Raw genomic sequence first — 18,533 nt, forward strand, 5'->3', positions numbered from 1 at the left:
TTGGCATGACAACAATAATGAGCCTAGTCGGCATGATGATGCTACTAGGTATTGCTTTCGCGGCTTCAACGAACCGCAGCGCAATTAATAAAAGAACTGTGGGAATCGCATTCCTTATGCAGGTCGTCATTGGCGGCTTTGTATTATTTATAGAAGCGGGTAAAAACGCACTGGCTGCGATGTCATCAGCCGTGTCGTCAGTGATTGGTTATGCCAATGACGGTATTAGCTTTTTATTTGGCCCTCTGGCTGCACAAGAGTCCATCGGATTTATATTTGCAATTCAGGTTTTACCTGTAATTGTATTTTTCTCAGCGTTGGTAGGTGTTCTATATCATCTGGGAATCATGGAATGGATAATTAAAATTTTAGGTGGTGGATTACAAAAACTACTTAAAACGTCACGACCAGAGTCTCTGTCTGCGACTGCGAATATATTCGTTGGTCAAACAGAAGCGCCTTTGATAGTGAAACCGTTTATTCCGAAAATGACACAATCAGAATTGTTTGCGGTCATGGTGGGCGGCTTAGCCACTGTTGCAGGCTCTGTGATGGCAGGTTATGTAGCAATTGGCGTTGATCTGAAATATTTGATCGCTGCAAGCTTCATGGCGGCACCTGGTGGCTTCTTAATGGCAAAAATGATTGTGCCAGAAACAGAGAAGACAAAAGAGAATTTAGCCGAAGTAGATAGCGGCGAAGACAAGCCTGTAAACGTGATTGATGCAGCAGCAGCTGGTGCATCAAGCGGTATGCATTTAGCACTGAATGTAGGTGCAATGCTTTTAGCGTTTGTCGCTCTAATCGCGCTGATGAATGGCTTGTTAGGCGGTATTGGTAGCTGGTTTAATCACCCAGAGCTAACGCTGCAAGAGATTTTGGGTTATGTCTTTGCACCTGTCGCTTGGATGATTGGTGTACCATGGGCAGAAGCCACAACGGCTGGTAGCTTTATCGGTCAAAAATTAGTAGTCAACGAATTCGTTGCTTACTTGGACTTTATGAATTATCGAGATGGGTTAAGTCCTCATACTCAAGCAATTGTCACATTTGCGTTATGTGGATTTGCTAACCTGTCATCGATTGCAATTTTACTAGGTGGACTAGGCGGTATGGCCCCTAGTCGTCGAAAGGATATCGCACGCTTAGGGCTCAGGGCGGTTTTAGCAGGGTCAATGGCTAACCTAATGAGCGCAGCAATAGCAGGTTTTTTCCTCTCGCTAGCTTAGAAACTTAACGAGATATGCCGCTTTTGCAAAACAATTGGTTGGTTACCTTAAGGGGTTAGGGTAGCCATACTAACTTGAACGATACTTCACCAAAGGGCCTATATGGCCCTTTTATCGTTTCTATCACTCACATATTCAACCCCTCACTAATGACACTGCTTAATAAGCAATTTACCTTCAATAATAACCACCTTCTCCAAACCCAACTGGACCAACCTTTTTGAAACAACCAAGCAATATCACCATTTGATTTTACATTTGATACACAACCAAATATCATTGCATTAATCAAAAGGGAGGAAATAGAGACAAGAGGAAGGAAAAGGCCCTCTCAAGTTGATTGCCTCCACATCAAAAAACTTATTAAGGAAAGTTAAGTGTCACCAAGCAACAAGCGCAGTTTGCTTGCCATATCCGTAGCCGCTGTACTAAGTGGTTCAGGATTTGCCAACGAAGATATAAGTCGCACTCAAATTGAAGACTCGAAATCACAAGCACCCACAGCTGAAGAAAGCGAAAAAGCCGAACGTATTGTTGTAACCGGCTCCCGCATTAAGCGAGACAGCTTTTCAGTAGCAACTCCCATAGCAACACTCTCGAAAGATGCGTTGAGTGACGCGGGGTTGGGATCATTGTCTGAAATCCTCGTCGACCAAATGCCACAAATTAGTGAAGGTGCAAACAACAGTAACTCTCAAAGTAGTGTCCAAAACACCGGGCTGTCCACCGTCGACCTAAGAGAACTTGGAATAAACCGTACGCTTACATTAATCGATGGACGCCGTGTCGTTTCTAATAGCTACTCAGGTAACTATGTGAGCCTTTCAACAATTCCGACCGGCATGGTTCAAAGAGTTGAAATCATCACAGGTGGTGCGTCAGCAGCCTACGGCTCTGATGCAATTTCAGGCGTTGTAAACATTATTACGCAACAAGACAAAGAAGGTGCCTCATTTAACGTCAGAACGGGCGAAAGTACAGAAGGCGGCGGCCGAGAACTTACCTTTGATGCGGACTTTGGTACCAGCTATGCAGATGGCCAAGGCTACCTATTTATGAGTGCCTCATATGATGAGCAGTTTGGACTAGAATACTGGGATCGTGACCGGGCACAGCAACAAGATTACTGGGATTACGACGACAAACGCATGTGTAACACCATGCTCACTGCGATTTATGATGAAGAGAACAAAACGGCTTTTCAGTGTATGCGGGACATAAAGCAATCTGATTGGCGCTCTTTAAGTGACTCAATACCCGGTGGCGTATTTGATGAAGCAAGTAGCTTTAGACCTAATGCAGGCTTTTGGTATGACGGCACAACGTTAAGAGACGACTGGCAAGAAGAAAAGCACGGTATTCACTTCAATCAGTTTACCATGCTTAAAGTCCCTGACAAGGCATTCAGTGCAGCGCTCAAAACCGATTTTGAATTTGAATCTGGTACACAAGCTTATTTCCAATTTCACCTGAGCCAAAATGACTCCACTAACTTCAAATCTCCAGAAAGTGAAGATGAATGTGATCCTATCGTCACGTACGACCCACAAAATGGTGAATTTGGTTCAGATTGTATGGGTAGAATTCCATATGATAACCCATATATGCCAGAAGCCATCCGTGCCCAAGCTAGTGAACGCGGCGTAAAATGGGACCGACTTTTTCAGGAGGTTGGTAATGTCGTCAACAGCAATGACCGTACCACAATCCGCTCTTGGACTGGGTTAAGGGGTTATGTATGGGAAGATTGGGAGTGGGATGTTTCTCTCGGTTACGGAAAATTCACTCAAAAACAAACCCGTACAAATGAAATTATCGTAGCACACGCAAAATATGCGCTGGATGCTGAGAAACTCGACGATGGCACTATTCGCTGTAAAGATGCCGCAGCCCGTGAAGCAGGGTGTGTACCTCTCAACCTATTTGGCGAGGGGTCAATCACGCCGGAGGCCGCTGACTATCTGAGGGTTAACGCTGAAATCAACACCGATATAAAACAAACGACGTTTGCTGCGGTGCTTACGGGGGACTTGTATACACTGCCAGCGGGTCCTATTGCATCTGCATTCGGTTTTGAATATAGAAAAGACGAACAAAGTGTTGCAACCAATGTGCCCAGAGGGGGGATCACATTTAACTACGTCCCTGACTTCTCAGGTGATGTCAGTGTATATGAAGCATTTGCAGAAGTATCGGTACCGCTATTGAATAATGCGCCTTTTGCAAAACATTTAAGTGCTGAATTTTCAGCTCGAATTGCAGATTATAGTTGGTCCACAACGGGTTTAATCCAAAGCTATAAAGCTGGTTTCATCTATGAGCCAATTGAGGGTTATTCAGTTAGGGCAAACTGGGCAAGAGCAATGCGTGCCCCGACGATTACTGAGCTAATGTCACCTCCAAGGGGGGATTATAATACCTTCAGTGACTTCTGTGATGGGGTAACGGCAACGTCAAACAATCCTGGTCATGATAATTGTCGTCAAGAGTCTGGCATTCAATCAGCGATCGCCGCAGAAGGTGTGTTTGAAGATGAAAATAACAGCTACTCTCCCAATACGGGTAATTCCGAGTTGCACGAGGAGACAGCTGATACTTACACACTTGGCGTATCTCTCGCACCGGAGTTTATTCCCGGCCTAAGAGTTGCCATTGATTATTATGATATACAAATACAAGATGCTATCACGGCACTGTCTAATGATGACATCATTACTTTCTGTTACAACTCAACAATTGCATATGGTAGCAACAACGAGTTTTGTAATGACATACGTCGTGATGAAGAAGGTCAAATTGTAGAAGTTCAACAGCGCCTGATCAATACTGACGAAATACGTACCAAAGGCTATGACATTGCATTGCAGTACGACTATAACATCGGTGAATACGGGGATTTAACCTTCAAATTAGATTGGGGCCATGTTATTGAATATTCTATAAAGTCGACAGGTCCAGATGGCCAGTTTGAAGACTTTGAAGAAGGCTTCTTAGATAGAGATATTTTTGAAGACAAAGGCTCTGCGTCACTGACATGGCGAAGAAATGGCTGGCGTGTTCGTTGGAGTACACAGTATAAAGGTGCTATTCAACGTGATAAGGACGATTATGAAAGCTGGCTCAAAGCAATGGCTAAAAACCAAGCGCGATGCAACGAGCAAGCAGATACCTGTATCACAAACCCCGAATCACTTTGGGGCGGCGACCTCCCTTCAGTAACGACACATGGCCTAAGCATGTCTTACACCATGCCTATGAGTAATGACAGTGAATTACGCCTTTACGGAGGAGTAAGAAACCTCTTTGACGAACGAGGGCCATTTATCATCTTTGGACCAGGTAATTATAACAGTGCCTATGGTGGTGGCTTGGGTCGATTTGCCTTTATTGGCGCCCAATATACTTTTTAATCACTTAAAGTGACCTAATATAAAGCCAGCTTACAGCTGGCTTTATTGTCTGAGATACTACTTTTCTAATATCGGTTAGGCTTCGCGCTACATTATTTGTTTAACTGCGCCTTCGCCTCTTCTACTTTGGCGTAATCTAACCCTAATTCAGAAACTGCTTCTTTGATTAAACTGGGGTTTTGCATCACTAGCCCCATAAGTTGCTGCAATTTTTCAGGTGGAATCGCCAACTGCTGTACAGTTGCCATTGCCATTAATGGATTCTCTGTCAGGGCCTGAAAAACGTCCTTTATTTGCTCGTCGGAAATATTGTGCTCTTTTAGCAAAGCAATAATTGGATTCATGATTAAACCTTTCAATTTTGATCCGAGTTAGTACACAATACTGAACTCTATAAACTAAGTATGATGCCTTAGTTATTGGGACTTTAAACTTTAACTTCAAGACCTATTAATTATTCAGCACTATTTTTCACTAACAACGCGCCGTAAAAACCATCGAACTCAGAGCTAATACCAGGTAATAAGCGCAATTCACGCTCAACGGACCAGTTAGGATTGTTATCTACAAAGCGCTTCACTTGTTGTTCGTTCTCTGACGGTAGTATAGAGCAAGTCGCATAGACTAGCTTTCCGCCAACGCGACACATTTGGCTGTAACGTTGCAAAATATCTTGCTGCAATGCGATTAAATCATTCACGCTTTGCTCTTCTAGATGCCACTTGGCATCGGGGTTACGACGTAGCACACCAGTACCCGAACATGGAACATCCAATAGTACCCTATCAAACTTTTCTTTTTGCCTTTTAATAGTCTTATTATTTTGAATAAGTCGAGTTTCAATAACATGTGCACCCGCCCGTTTAGCTCGCTTTTTCAACGTATCTAGTTTGTGCTCGTGAATGTCTAGGGATAATACTCGACCTTTATTTTTGAGTAGTGCAGCTATGTGTAAGCTCTTGCCACCAGCCCCTGCACACGCATCTACGACCTTCATGCCGGGCTTTAACTCAAGAAGCGGAACTATCTGCTGAGAACCCGCATCTTGCATTTCAAACTGGCCCGATTGAAATGCATCAGTACGGAACAAGTATCCCATTTGCTTCACTTCAAGCGCATCGGTTACTCCTCCAACAGGTATAGCTTTAATACCTTGCTTTGACAGCGCTTTTGCGACCGATTCAGCGTCGGCTTTTAAGCCATTCACGCGAATAAAGTTACTCGCACTTTGATTAAGCGCTTTGGCAACCGTTGGCCATTCACTTTCTAACTCTTGCTGTGCTCTCTCATGCAGCCATCGCGGCATGCTTAGTTGGATGTCCAACGGCGCATCTTCAAGCGCTTGTTGGATATCTGACGCGCAGAATGTCTCTAACTCAGGGTAGTCGGGCACTTGACCTTCTTGCAAAAATGTCAAAGCTCCCCATAAATGCCAAACATCTTCTATGGTGCAGTCGCCAATCGCATCCACTCGTGATTTGCGTCCTGTTAGCCAACATAATTTGCGACTGAACCGGATCAAGTTGTATAGAGTTGTAACAAAGTATGCTCTTTGTTCCAATGTCCAACCACCGTTGGCAGCCAAGTGTTGTTGAATAACTTTATCAGCGTATTGCTCCAAAGTTACAGCCTGTAAGAATGCAGTATGCAAGCAATCTAGCAATTGGCGGGTTATTGTCACGGTCGTTCTCTCTTTACAAGTTTAAGGCGCGGATTGTAACGCTTTTCATTATTTGACTCCACTTAATGCCATACATTTGGCCGGATTAAATCACAAAAATTTACATCCTGAGCATTGAGCATATTCACTTCCTTCCCTAGCATGGATGAAATAATAAAAAGATAAGTTGGGCTAACTTGGCACATTGGCACATTGGCACGAATATGCACTTGCTTACTGGCAAATATATTCAAGTGCGTAACCTAAACAGTCATGTATAGCATCGCCACTTAAATAATATACCGACTAAAAATCAATAGGATTTTGAGGATCACGATGATGAAATCAACATTACTACTTTCAGTTAGTTTTATTTTCGCAAGTCAGCTGTACGCTTCTCCTATGTCGCTGAAGCTAAAAACTAAAAGCCCACTGCAGCTTACTGATTCACCCATTGTGTTTGCACTTAACAAGGATGCCAAGCAACTAGAACGTATTGATTTAAGTACCGGTCAATCCACGGTGATCCAAGCAAGCAAAAACGCTAAAGGGTTTCACTTTGGTCATATTGCCAATCGACAAAGCATTCAAGCCTTTATTATTGATGAAAAAGGGGTCTATTTAGCGACTAATAAAAGCTCGACGCGTATTATCAAGTCAGAGAGCTTACTAACACGATTACAAATAGATGATTTTAAAAAAATTGACTTTGTTTTGGATGTAAATAATGACGGCTTAAGTGATATCTATCTGCCCGGGTTTACACACAGTGAACTGTATATTCAACAGCCTGACGGCCTGTTTAACAAACATCAATTTAAATATTCTTTACCACTTAGAGCTCATAATTACAGCGACAGAATGGAAGTAAGCACAAACTTCTATTCACTCCCTACCATTCACGACTTTGACAAAGACGGTAAATTAGATCTTGTGTTTCGTACCCGTGAAAATGTCTCGGTGCTTTACGCGAATGAGAGCGGATTTAAAAGTCACATAGAGCATATTCATTTACCAACTTCATTTGGTAAAACAGATAATAATGCGATTCGTACGACGCATGAGCTGCTAGATATTAATCAAGATGGTAATTTAGACTTGATCACCAGAACTCGACCAATCACAGAGGGCATATCGGCACTTGAAGCCAAAATAGAGTACGATCTATATTTAGGTCAACCAAAAGGGTTTAATTCTGGCGCAATCAAATTACCGCATACAATTGGTGCGGGTGGCATGCGTATAGAGTATGACTTTGATGGTGACGGCTTGCTCGACCTACAAACACTGAGTGTCGATATTGGACTCACCACGATTGCAGCAATGGCACTTGGTGGGGGGAAAGCCGATGTCGATGTCGAAATGCATTTTTTTAAACAGCACCCTCACACACTCTTTGCAAAAAAGCCAAGTACAGAAAAAGAGGTTGAATTAGAAATTGATATGAAGCGCTCAATGCGTGGAATCCCCTTCTACACTGGCGATCTAAATGGCGACAATAAACACGATATTGTGTTCAAATCTGGAGATAAGACGCTAAACATTTACTATGGTACGAGTGACAACTTACTCAAAAAAGAACGTAGAAAGATCAATAAAAAGCTGCCTGAAAATGCCAACGATATCGTCTTAGTTGATATTGACGGGAATGGTAAAGAAGACTTTATATTCAAGTACGCAGACGAAGCTGGCCAAGTTAGATTGGAAACCCTGCTAAATTGACGACATAGTTTAAGTGGGCTGGTTCCATAAAATATGGTTTTCTCAGCCACACTCGCGTCTATATGTTATTTTTCATAAACAATTGATTTTAGTTTAAAAATTAACCAATATGATATATGGTTCACTTTCAGGAAAATTCATACCACGAAAGGAACTGTACTATGGAATTGAAATACAATGGCTTATTTTTAGCAACGGCTGCGGCACTGTACTTAACCGGCTGTGGAGGCAGCAATAGTAGCGATACGCCACCCGCTACAGAGAGGCCTACCCCACCTCCGACTGTTTTCTCCACGCTCTCATTAAAGGCTTTACAACAAAATAGCTGTGGCAATTTGCCCGTCGTAGCTGATGTGGTGTTTCATAAGGCGAACGGAGAATTTATTTCCAGCCAGCAAACGCAGGCAGATGGTACTTTACAGTCTACAATCCCGTTAGATGCGCAACATGCTTCATTTGTTTACAGATCGAACAATGATAAAGGCGACAAGTATTTACAAATCCAATCGGTATTAAATATTAAAAATGGGTTTGAAGTCGATGCACTTGTATTTAAAAACTACGACGACTGTGGATGCAATGCCATCAATTATAATCTAGAAGCATTACGTGCTGAAGTACCTGACCACCAGTTATACGGGGCTAGCGTTTTACCAATACGACTTGGAGATGCGGCAGACGAAGCAAAACTATGTGCCGATGCGCAGCAGCAGTTACTATTTACCCGCTATGAGGATACGAGAAAAGGCGCCATATTTGATACTTCACAGCCTACGACAATTACGCTTTCAGATGCAGAGTTTACAGCTGCAGGGACACTATTAGATTTTGGTGACCACACTTTTGAACCCAGAGAGCTCATTTCTTTGTCATCGTATATTGGCAACGTGCAGGTTTACAATGAACACGTAAATGAAGCCCGTTACAATCATGAGTCATACAAAGAGCAAAACGGTCTTGTGATATTCAATGATCTCAATACCGTAAACTATGTATCAACATCCAGATTTAATGAAACAAATGGCTTTGGTATTTCAGTTTCAACAAACTCTTATGCAGTCAGCAAAGTAGGCAGTGAAGGTAAGTTTATTGAAACGCCGCACATCACCGATGATGAAAACCTCGTACGCGGTTATCAGATTTTAGCCGAATCAATGGCCGACGAAAGTGGCAACGATGTTGCCATAATCAACTTTAGTGGCGCAGATGAGAGAATTAACACAGCTTCTTTTACTCTCGATTGGGAAGACGCCCAACAAGGTACTGCAAAATGGCAAATTATAACGGACGGTGATGACTCCATACCAAACTTAATGTTTGGAGATATCATTCCAGAAGATAGTGTTACGCCTATAAATATGTCCATAAATATTACACTGCTTGCACTAAATTCTGAGCTGAGCTTTGAAGACATGAGAGAAGCCATGATAGAAAGCCAAGAGAGCTTTGAAAAGCGTGTTGAATCAAAGCTATATGATGGGGCTGCAGTTTATTCTATAACTGCCGAATAACGTATATTGTTGTCAAAGGGGAAGCCGCTTGGCTTCCCCTCTAACTTTTACTGCCTCATAATTTATGGCATTAATTTCCAAGGACCGTTAGGGTTGGTTGGGCTTGGCGTATTACCCTGCGTCCACCATTTAGCTTCGTATATACGGCCTTCATGGCTTGCTTTGTCCCCTTTTAGGTAAACTTTCGCAGCATCCCAAGCTTTAACACCTCCTACAGGCGGTTTATCGTCAACCGGTGGTAAAGTGTCCACAGCAGTGACGCTTGGCCATCCTGTATGTGACTCATAAAAGTTCGTAACGCACTTTTCATAATCTCCCGGAACAAGCGCTGAATAAGCCGTTTGATAGCCTACTAACTTACACTCAAATGAATGACCACCTGGTCTGTCAGAATAATGCGCCCAATTTGCTTCCCAGTTTGTGTATAGTACGCCGCTAGCCCCGTCTAAATTAAGGCTACCAAACGGGGTTTGCTGCCAGCAGGTGTTTTCTTCATCTGTTTCGATAGGGATATTGTAATAGTGTGATAACCCTTCCCAATACTTAATTCGATTTACAGGCTGCCCTTTGTAACGGTTATGCTCGCCACATTCAATGCCACCATTAATTACGTTGATCGTTGTACCAAAGCCATAGCCGATTCCCGCATTGAGCTCGACTTGAGAAGGAACCCAAGTTCTATCAATTACATGCAACATCGCTGGTTTTGGAGCTTGAGGGGTTAAGAAGAACCAAATTGCTGACGCTAAGTTAAGCCAAGAATCTGCGACTCTACCTGGGTCGTTAAGTAAAACCGTCGCATCACCATCAAACATTACTTCTGAAAACATACCGTAGTTGAAATGGTATGACAGCTGCTTAGCGCCACGACCGAAATAACCTTGCCCAGCGCCACATGGCCAGCGACGGTTTTGCCAATCATTTTGGCCACACCCAGTGCGATAACCACCTTGTCCTTCAGACCATCCCATTTCGCGAACATGTACCAAGGCTTGCTGCCATTCTTCCAACCCATTAGGGTTATCTGAGGTATTATCCTTTGAAATATGGCCACCTGTTTCTTGCGCAAAATGAGCAAACGCTGTCACGATAGACTTTTTACAAATAGCATCCGAGTTTCGTCCATCCGTATACGTGCCACAAAACGCAGGGAACTTACCAATCGCACGAAGAAAGCGCGTGTAAGTGTATTCTGGCGCAGCCATTTGCGTTAAGAAGTCCCATTGCGCCTGCCCAAATACGCGCTCTACACGCTTTACATTCTCAGGGTTAGCTGCAGCACCAGGCACAATCGCCTCCACGATGGTATTGCTGCGAGTCTCTAGCGCTTTTGACCATATCGCATACATAGGATCAGACGTCAGTGCATCTTCAGCGGCTTTCAGATCAACACGCGATACAACGTATCCGTTTGGGTTGTTTGGATCTGGCTGTACGTTCATAGCTTGAGCGAATGTGCTAGCACATAAAACTGGCGCACATAACAGCGCCAGTTTAGCGAATTTGCCTACCTTAGCATTTGAAATATTCATAATTTACCTTTACATGTTGTTGAAATTATTGAATTTGAAAGTCAATTTTTATCGTTTTCAGTTACCAATTTGCGCTTGCTTATTGGCTTTAAAATTGATGAATATCAACATTCATCAATTTAACAAATATTACACATTGACATCGCTGTCAACGTGATTTACCTAATTTTTATACAAATGGAAACTTGATTCCTGCAATTTGTACTGCAAAATAAGGAAATATTATTAATAAAAAGAACACACTACCGTCATGAAGATTGAGCAATTAGAAGTACAACATTTTTCACAAGTAATTCTGTTAGGAAACTTGGTACACGGTGAGAATTATCTAGACAACGATAAACTGAAAAAAATTTATAAGATGGGCCTTAAAGACGGCCTTAATGCGTCCTTTGTTGCACTGAATGAACAAGCGCAAGTAATAGGCTTCAGGCTCACTTATAGCGCAGGCCAATGGCCAATTGACAAATGGTGTACACCCGAAAAATGGCCTGTTAATCAACCCGATATGGCTTATTTCAAATGCATCGCGATACACCCAGACGCACAAGGTAATGGAATTGGCCCAAAACTCTTGAACGCATCTGTGCAGGTATTAAAACAACAAGGTGCTAAGGCTGGCATAGCTCACCTTTGGAAACAAAGCCCTGGAAATGGCGCTGTGAAGTATTTCACTAAAGCAGGTGGCGTACTGGTTAAACTCCATGATGATAGGTGGCTAGAAAACTGTCTAAATGAAGGTTATGAGTGCCCGATATGTGGAAACGAGTGCCACTGCCAAGCCGCTGAGATGGTGTTACGGATATCATGAGCATATACGATCCACTTTACAAACCAAACTGCCAAGGTGAGACATTTGCACCAAGTTACTGGTCAACAACAATTCAGCTAGGTGATCCTGCGCCTCCCCCACAAACGGATCAAACTTATGATGTCATTGTCATTGGTGGGGGCTTTACAGGTTTATTAAGTGCTTTTTATCTCGCAACGCAATTCAACAAGAAGGTCTGTGTCGTAGAGGCTAACCAAGTTGGATTTGGGGCCAGCGCGAGAAACGCAGGCTTTGCTTTACCCTCTTCAGGCCGTTTAGGCGTGCTACAAATGAGCAAAAAGTGGGGAGAAGATACGGCGCTGCAAGTTTATCAAGAATATAAAAATGCGGTAACGCGTGTTCACGAGTTAATTGAAAATCATCAGATCGATTGCGACCGCCAAGCTAATGGCTACCTAAAGATCGCGCATTCTGATAACGCACTCGAAATGCTCAAGAATGGGCTTGAGTACAGTCGAACAGTCCTGAAAGATACCTGCCTGTCTCTAATCACAAAAGATGAACTACGTGCAAACTATATCGATATGCCAAGTAGTTATGGTGCTGTTAGAACAGGGCATGGATTTGGCCTAAACCCACTAAAATTATTGCTCGCTTACAAACGTTTAGTGCAGCAAGCTGGCGTTGATCTTTACGAGCAAAGCCTCGCTCAGCAAATCATTAAGTGTGGAGGTACCTATCAGCTTCGGGTTAATGAGGCACGATTGACTGCGCGCAAAGTGATCGTTGCTGGCAATGCTTATAACAGCAAACAAACACACCCCATTATAAATAGTCGCTATTTACCTATATTAAGCAGCATTTTAGTCACTCGCCCACTGACACAATACGAGTTGCATGCAACTGGCTTAAAAACTCACCAAGTCATGATGGATACTCGTACGTTAAAATACTACTATCGACTGCTACCAGATAACCGTCTGTTGTTTGGTGGAAGAGGTGCGGTGTTTGGCAAAGATCAAAATAAAATAAAGTATCGAAATCACCTGCAAGCCGCATTAAAAAATAGCTTTCCGGGATTATCCCAAACTACCTGCGAGTATCACTGGCATGGTTACATTGCCGCAGCCCTAGACGATCACCCCCACATACATTGTGAGGATAACATTGCGTATGCTATTGGTTATTGCGGCTCAGGGGTTGCATACAGTGCACAAGCAGCCTTTCGGTTAGCTCAATTGGTCTCTGGCCAGCCTGTACCTAAATTACCCATATACCAAACTCCTGCACCTAAGTTCCCTTTTGCGACACTCAGTAGGCTAGGTCAATTTGGCTTTTACAATTTAGCTATTTTAAAAGATAAGCTCTACTGACACACCCTGAACAAAAAATACACAAAACGTACATTAATTTTCAATATTACTCGCGTTAAATGGACTCGAAACAACTACTAACTAAGGAAAAGAAATGAACAAAATGATTGTTTTGGGTCTATTAGCTGGCCTTTCGAGCGTTGCATCTGCACAAACAATAAATCTTGAAAACGTAGATAATGGCTCTGTGGCTTTCGAAAAGGCTGAAGTAACTATCGCTGCTAACCAAGGCGTTTTTGCTTCTGGTGTTGTTACATATTACAGCCCGCGTGTATGGGTTAATGGTCGTTTACAAAGCTTCTTCGTTGGTCCAACTAATGGTAACCAATTTTGTGAAGAGCGTGGCCATAACCAAGAAGTAAGTGGCAGCACTATCAAATGTGGTGAAGACGAGTCGTCTTACGCTAACTACGACTGGTATGGTAAGTCTTGGGTTTATAAAAGCACTGGCAGCAAGAATCAGTGCTACCAACTATATGCAACAATTAAGTGCCAGTAATATACCTGCACTTACTTTAAGCCCACTCAGTTAGTGGGCTTTTTTTGTAATAAAATTTAACCGTATAACTTTCACAAAAAGCGATAGGTTTATGAAATCTATATCGTCGCTTCTGTTTTTTTGATCAATCCAAATAGCTCGTCCTTCAAATGAACACGCTCCATCTTTTTAGTATCTAAGTACTCGTCAGTTGTATTTTCAACACCATCTTCAATACGGCGTACTTCCTTATCTAACTCATTGTACTTGTTAAACAACTTGGCAAAGTGTGTGTCATTCATCTTTAGGTGGCGAATAGTATGATGATGATCTGGGAATTCATGTAATAAGTCGTGCTTTTCAATGCTCATCTGAAGGTCCTTATAAGTTAATGATTGGTCTACCTTCATTATTCTCCTAAGCTAGAAATAGTTATTGATCTGCATCACACATTAGATTTGCAAGGTATGTAATTCTTATTTTTAATTAGTTGAGGTAGCCTTCGCAAGGCCAAAACAATTGCCCCCTGTAGATTATGCAACCTCAAATTTAAAAGGGCCGAATTTAAAAACTGACATATCACCTATATTTTTTGTGAACACGAAAAGCATGGTTTAAGGCGTGTTATTTATCAACTCTTCATGCAATTATCTTTATTATATTTCTCATCCATTTTATTATTAATAGTTTCATAACCATCAACCCTTTTATTACTCAAACTTTGGAGAAATAAAAGTAATTATGCTCCAACACACAAAGAAACCAAGGGCCAGTACAGTACTGGCTCTTAATTTAATTTGGCCTTCGTGATTTTATACACTGAGGGTACCAATTTGTATAAAATTATTGGTTTTTAGACTCGAATGGCGCTACGACTTCACTGCGAGGCTTCACCTTATAACCAGTGCCGCCACCAGCTCCACCCACAACCTGCTTTAACTGACTATCCGTTAATAAAATCATTTTATTATTCCTTATTTATATTAATATTAGAGTAGTAAAATCACCACTACAAAGCACTTTAATATATGAATGATGAACTGTACAGGTTTCAAATTAACAAACACCACCAATTAATTAGACATTCACTCTAAAAAGGCACTATTTATTGATTTTAAAAACCCTAATAAAATATCGAAAACAGTTCAAGCATTAAATTAACCTCTCCACCTAAACGACCTTTACCTTCCATATAAACCATAACGCTTAGATTTTACTAAAAACGGATATATCGAAGGATTAGCGCCATAGCAAATTTATTACTCAAAACATTTTCACTATACTTTAAATACATAGCTATTTTTGTGTTAAAAATGCTTCAAAAAAACGCTGTGTGTCATTGTTTCATATCATTTATAAGTAATATATTTACCACGGAATTTTACTACCATCGAAACTAATAAAGCTGCCGCTCTCAGGGTCAGTCAAGTTATCTATCACTGCCTTCAATCCTGTTGCTGATTCTTGAGCCGTAATGAGTGCATTTGGCCCACCCATTTCAGTTTTCACCCACCCTGGATGTAGCGCAACGGTTTTAATACCTTCCGATAGCAGGTCATTCGATAAACTTTTGACTACAGAATTCAAAGCCGCTTTTGAGCTGCGATAAATGTAACCACCACCCTTAGTGTTTTCTGAGTGACTGCCAACTCTTGACGAAAGCGCCGCAAATATTTTTCTATCGCCAAGTTTCAAATTAGTATAAAACGCTTCTGCCAACTTAGCTGGCGCAATCGCATTGACTTCCATGACCTCTCTCCATGCTTCAACATCACAGTTCCCAAAGCCATATCCCTTTGGCCCGTAAAGACCCGCATTATTGATGATTAAGTCTATAGGAACTCCTGCCAATGTATTGGCTAGTTCGCTCAGTTGTTGGTAATTTGTGACATCCAGCTCGTATATCGCTAAGCCAGCACTTGCATCTTGCTCACCGAGCTTCTTTAGCGCCTCAGCTTTTGATTGCGCTCTTACTGTTGCCAACACTTGCCAGCCACTTGCCAAATACAACTCTGTCAACGCTAACCCGATGCCCCTGTTCGCTCCAGTGATTAATACACGTGCCATAAAGTCCTCAATTGTGTTTGTCCGAATTTGCTCGAGAAGTCATTGTGAATAAGGTAGAAAATCTATTCAAGTAAATGAAGATATAAGGTCGTACAGCAGTGTTTGATAATGGTATCAGATACCTAGGAAACTGCCTCTAGCCAGGTTTTTGCAGCGTTATTTCCAGAAAAATAACGCGTTTGCCCGCCAAGTATCCACCCGCCAATGGTAGACGTTATACGATGCAATCGACTGTTTCCAATTACCGCCGTTTTTGTAAATTGTTCACTATACTGAAACGCAATTCGCATGTCATTGAGTGCCTCACCCATCTCCCACCCTGTCAACTCGGTGATATCAATAAGCGCATGAACGGCATTACGCTGATTTCTAGCAATCGCGTGATCTACTACTGGTAATATAACCAGATAGTCTTTGTGTGTCAGTTTACCGACCGCTTTAAAGCTCAGTAATAACCCTGACTCTCTCACCTCAGTAGTGACAGAAATTCCGTGGAATTCATTCATTGCAATAACCGTTCACCCAAGTAAATTTTTAGTAAACAAACCGCATTATTTTAAAATAGTTCAAAATGACAAATCGCGCACATTTATTCAAATCGTCTATGCTTAAACTTAGGTATTTGTCAGCGATAACAACTAAATTATGCTTTAAAAATAGGAAAAGCCTTTGAAAATACTAATAATATTGATACTCAGCCTGTGCACTTCTCTTTGCTTTGCTAACACCGACAAAACGTGGTTTAACCAAGCGATGTATACCAAATTTGAGGATGCTGATGTCCACTCTTGGCAACTAAGCAGTCATTATTATTTTGCGCCCCAAGCTTATTTTGGGGTTTGGGATGATTTCGGCTATCTGGACACAGACAGTAATATACTGCTGACATACACCAACGACGACGATGTATACACGGGCATTGAAGGAGAGGCCTTTTTCGACAATTGGTTTATTCCTTTGGGCATAGCAGACTTAGGTAACGTTGATGACAATTACTCAATCGGAGTTGGTCACCTGTTTTATGACAGCTTTAAAGCGAGTGTCAGACATCAACACATTAAAAATGGCGAAAACATCACATGGTTTCAAGGCCAGCTAAATATCGATTTAAGCAACGAAGCGTATGTTGGTATCACAGCAAACAGTGATGACTCCCTAGATGATTGGACTGTTGAGGTTCGTTATTTTAGAGGATTAGGAGAACAAAGGTTCTTTACTTTGGATCTCATTCATCAAAATCAAGCAACTAAAAACCACAATGACTTTTTAGCCAATTACTATTTTAATCAACACTTTGCTCTGGGTGTCGGTAGCCATGCATCACATCTTCTTATTGAAGGTAAGTACTTTGTAAATCATAGCTTTTTTGTCAAGGCACGCTATCAAGAACAAAGTGATGATGAACAGTCCCTTGAAATGTCGATGCAAGCGCAATTCTAACAATCTCAGAGGCTAAACCCCCTTATAGCGCAACGTCTGTGATCTTTTCTAAACACTGCTGATTGACGGCTGTAAGTTGTTCTTTATCCAATGGACCAACACGCTCTAAGAGCCAAGTTTCAAAGTCGCTAAACCTCTCGAACTCATACATTTTACTCATTATTTCACGTGCGTTCAGTGACAGAGCATCGTATAAACAAAGCTCTCCTTGCCACTCCTGCTCAGGAGTAACGACTCTCTCACCTCGCTTAATCAAATATGCTCGCTGAAAAGCACGCTTAATTTGCACAAGACCAAGTGCGCCAGTATCACTAGACTGCGGCAGTTCAAAATTAGCTTGCTTCCATTCTGGTTTGGGAAAAACGACTGAAAAGTCCGGACTATCAAGCTGAACATATTTAAATACAATAGGTTTGTTTGACGTTAAAACAGCATCGTAAGGGCTAAAAGTAAAGGCTATGTTTAAACTACAATCGCCCTCATGCAGGGACAGTTGGCGATAGACCAGAATGTCTGTTGTCAGCTTCACAACATGCTCTGCCCAGTCTCCCTCAGGGATAGTAAGCTCAGAGCAAAAACTCGCCTCATCTCCTTTATTTAATGCCTGTGCCCGGCTTTTATCTAAGCAAAAGAACTCTCCAACGAATACGTCTGGGCCGGCCTGCTTAGATTGAGGCGTGAGCCAAGTCCTTAAGCTCACTCGTTCAGGTATTAATACACCATCAGCCTGTAAGTACTGTACTAAATGTTTAAAAATAAAAACTTGTGGCTCGCGCTTTAATAGCGCAGTCATAGTTTCAGAAATGATAATGTCGAAGTACTGTTGTTCGCTTTTAGGTCGCCATTGTGTTGCATCGCCATGTACTAATTCAATGTGATAACCCTCCAAGCCAAAATGCGTAATTAAGGCTTCAACCGCTGCTATATTTTCTTTATGGATATCCAGTAACGTTATTTCCAGTGGAAGCTGTTCGGTGCTAGCAGCCAAAAGTGGTAACAGTAAGGTTGCATAGGGGCCTGTACCAGCATAGAGAATTCTGATAGGTTTTATGGCTGCTGTTAATTTGTCAGATATTGCTTTTGCCACCCCTTGTGCAAACATTTGAGTACGTATCGTTTCTTCAAAACACTTTGCGGCCTGAACAGGAGAAATCGCGACACCACATGCCGTTTGCGCTTTTTGTGAGTCGTTCATATCCGTATCGGTAAATACCTGCGTTACTTCCCCCAAATAAGCGACCATAGCCTTCATCTCTGACTTAGTAATGGCCCCCTTTTCAGAGTTCAGAAGTTTATTGACCGCCTCTACAAATTGTATTTTGGTTTGACACATAGTATC

Annotated in this window: 15 protein-coding genes; 8 read left to right on the top strand and 7 right to left on the bottom strand. The window is 42.0% G+C overall.

Annotation, left to right across the window (positions count from 1 at the left end; all coding sequences use genetic code 11):
• The first annotated feature begins 5 nt into the window (after positions 1–5).
• Both A7985_RS11880 and A7985_RS11885 read left to right on the top strand, forming a co-directional pair.
• Entirely contained in the window at positions 6–1,229 is a 1,224-nt protein-coding gene (locus A7985_RS11880) for a NupC/NupG family nucleoside CNT transporter (protein WP_063358628.1), read from the top strand.
• A 377-nt stretch (positions 1,230–1,606) separates the two neighbouring features.
• Positions 1,607–4,639, top strand: coding sequence for a TonB-dependent receptor plug domain-containing protein (locus tag A7985_RS11885; protein WP_065790685.1), 3,033 nt, complete (start codon positions 1,607–1,609; stop codon positions 4,637–4,639).
• A 92-nt stretch (positions 4,640–4,731) separates the two neighbouring features.
• Here A7985_RS11885 and A7985_RS11890 read toward each other — a convergent pair whose 3' ends face one another.
• The gene (locus tag A7985_RS11890; protein WP_065790686.1) at positions 4,732–4,983 is read right to left on the bottom strand and encodes a DUF2999 family protein; all 252 of its coding nucleotides are present in this window, start codon (positions 4,981–4,983) and stop codon (positions 4,732–4,734) included.
• A gap of 110 nt (positions 4,984–5,093) precedes the next feature.
• Positions 5,094–6,320: an RsmB/NOP family class I SAM-dependent RNA methyltransferase gene (locus A7985_RS11895; protein ID WP_081310533.1), complete on the bottom strand. Its 1,227-nt coding sequence runs from the start codon at positions 6,318–6,320 to the stop codon at positions 5,094–5,096.
• Positions 6,321–6,635: 315 nt separating this feature from the next.
• Between A7985_RS11895 and A7985_RS11900 the strand changes: the two genes are divergently transcribed.
• Both A7985_RS11900 and A7985_RS11905 read left to right on the top strand, forming a co-directional pair.
• Positions 6,636–8,021: an FG-GAP repeat domain-containing protein gene (locus A7985_RS11900; RefSeq protein ID WP_065790687.1), complete on the top strand. Its 1,386-nt coding sequence runs from the start codon at positions 6,636–6,638 to the stop codon at positions 8,019–8,021.
• Between the two features lie 161 nt (positions 8,022–8,182).
• Positions 8,183–9,532, top strand: a complete 1,350-nt coding sequence (locus A7985_RS11905) for a hypothetical protein (RefSeq protein ID WP_065790688.1) — start codon at positions 8,183–8,185, stop codon at positions 9,530–9,532.
• A gap of 62 nt (positions 9,533–9,594) precedes the next feature.
• Here A7985_RS11905 and A7985_RS11910 read toward each other — a convergent pair whose 3' ends face one another.
• Entirely contained in the window at positions 9,595–11,064 is a 1,470-nt protein-coding gene (locus A7985_RS11910) for a chitinase (protein ID WP_081310535.1), read from the bottom strand.
• Positions 11,065–11,314: 250 nt separating this feature from the next.
• Here A7985_RS11910 and A7985_RS11915 point away from each other — a divergent pair, with 250 nt between their 5' ends.
• The 3 genes from A7985_RS11915 (at position 11,315) to A7985_RS11925 (ending at position 13,708) form a co-directional block, all read left to right on the top strand.
• Positions 11,315–11,875 carry a GNAT family N-acetyltransferase gene (locus A7985_RS11915; RefSeq protein WP_065790689.1) on the top strand — a complete coding sequence of 187 codons (561 nt, stop codon included), beginning with the start codon at positions 11,315–11,317 and terminating at the stop codon, positions 11,873–11,875.
• Positions 11,872–13,209, top strand: a complete 1,338-nt coding sequence (locus A7985_RS11920; protein WP_065790690.1) for an NAD(P)/FAD-dependent oxidoreductase — start codon at positions 11,872–11,874, stop codon at positions 13,207–13,209. Before A7985_RS11915 ends, A7985_RS11920 begins: the two co-directional genes overlap by 4 nt.
• A gap of 94 nt (positions 13,210–13,303) precedes the next feature.
• A complete protein-coding gene (locus A7985_RS11925) occupies positions 13,304–13,708 on the top strand; it encodes a hypothetical protein (protein WP_141685345.1) in 405 nt (134 codons plus the stop codon).
• A gap of 98 nt (positions 13,709–13,806) precedes the next feature.
• Here the strand turns inward: A7985_RS11925 and A7985_RS11930 are convergent, their stop codons facing one another.
• The 3 genes from A7985_RS11930 to A7985_RS11940 form a co-directional block, all read right to left on the bottom strand.
• On the bottom strand, positions 13,807–14,058 hold the full coding sequence (locus tag A7985_RS11930; RefSeq protein WP_065790896.1) for a YdcH family protein: 252 nt from the start codon (positions 14,056–14,058) through the stop codon (positions 13,807–13,809).
• A gap of 997 nt (positions 14,059–15,055) precedes the next feature.
• Entirely contained in the window at positions 15,056–15,754 is a 699-nt protein-coding gene (locus tag A7985_RS11935) for an SDR family oxidoreductase (protein ID WP_065790691.1), read from the bottom strand.
• Positions 15,755–15,876: 122 nt separating this feature from the next.
• A complete protein-coding gene (locus A7985_RS11940) occupies positions 15,877–16,260 on the bottom strand; it encodes an STAS/SEC14 domain-containing protein (RefSeq protein WP_065790692.1) in 384 nt (127 codons plus the stop codon).
• A 163-nt stretch (positions 16,261–16,423) separates the two neighbouring features.
• Here A7985_RS11940 and A7985_RS11945 point away from each other — a divergent pair, with 163 nt between their 5' ends.
• Entirely contained in the window at positions 16,424–17,194 is a 771-nt protein-coding gene (locus A7985_RS11945) for a putative porin (RefSeq protein WP_065790693.1), read from the top strand.
• Between the two features lie 22 nt (positions 17,195–17,216).
• On the opposite strand, the gene A7985_RS11950 is transcribed toward A7985_RS11945, so the two are convergent.
• Positions 17,217–18,527 (bottom strand): class I SAM-dependent methyltransferase, encoded by a 1,311-nt coding sequence (locus tag A7985_RS11950; protein WP_065790694.1) that lies wholly within the window; start codon positions 18,525–18,527, stop codon positions 17,217–17,219.
• Between the last annotated feature and the right edge of the window lie 6 nt (positions 18,528–18,533).

This window comes from Pseudoalteromonas luteoviolacea (assembly GCF_001696455.1).
In the GTDB taxonomy this organism is placed as follows: domain Bacteria; phylum Pseudomonadota; class Gammaproteobacteria; order Enterobacterales; family Alteromonadaceae; genus Pseudoalteromonas; species Pseudoalteromonas luteoviolacea_C.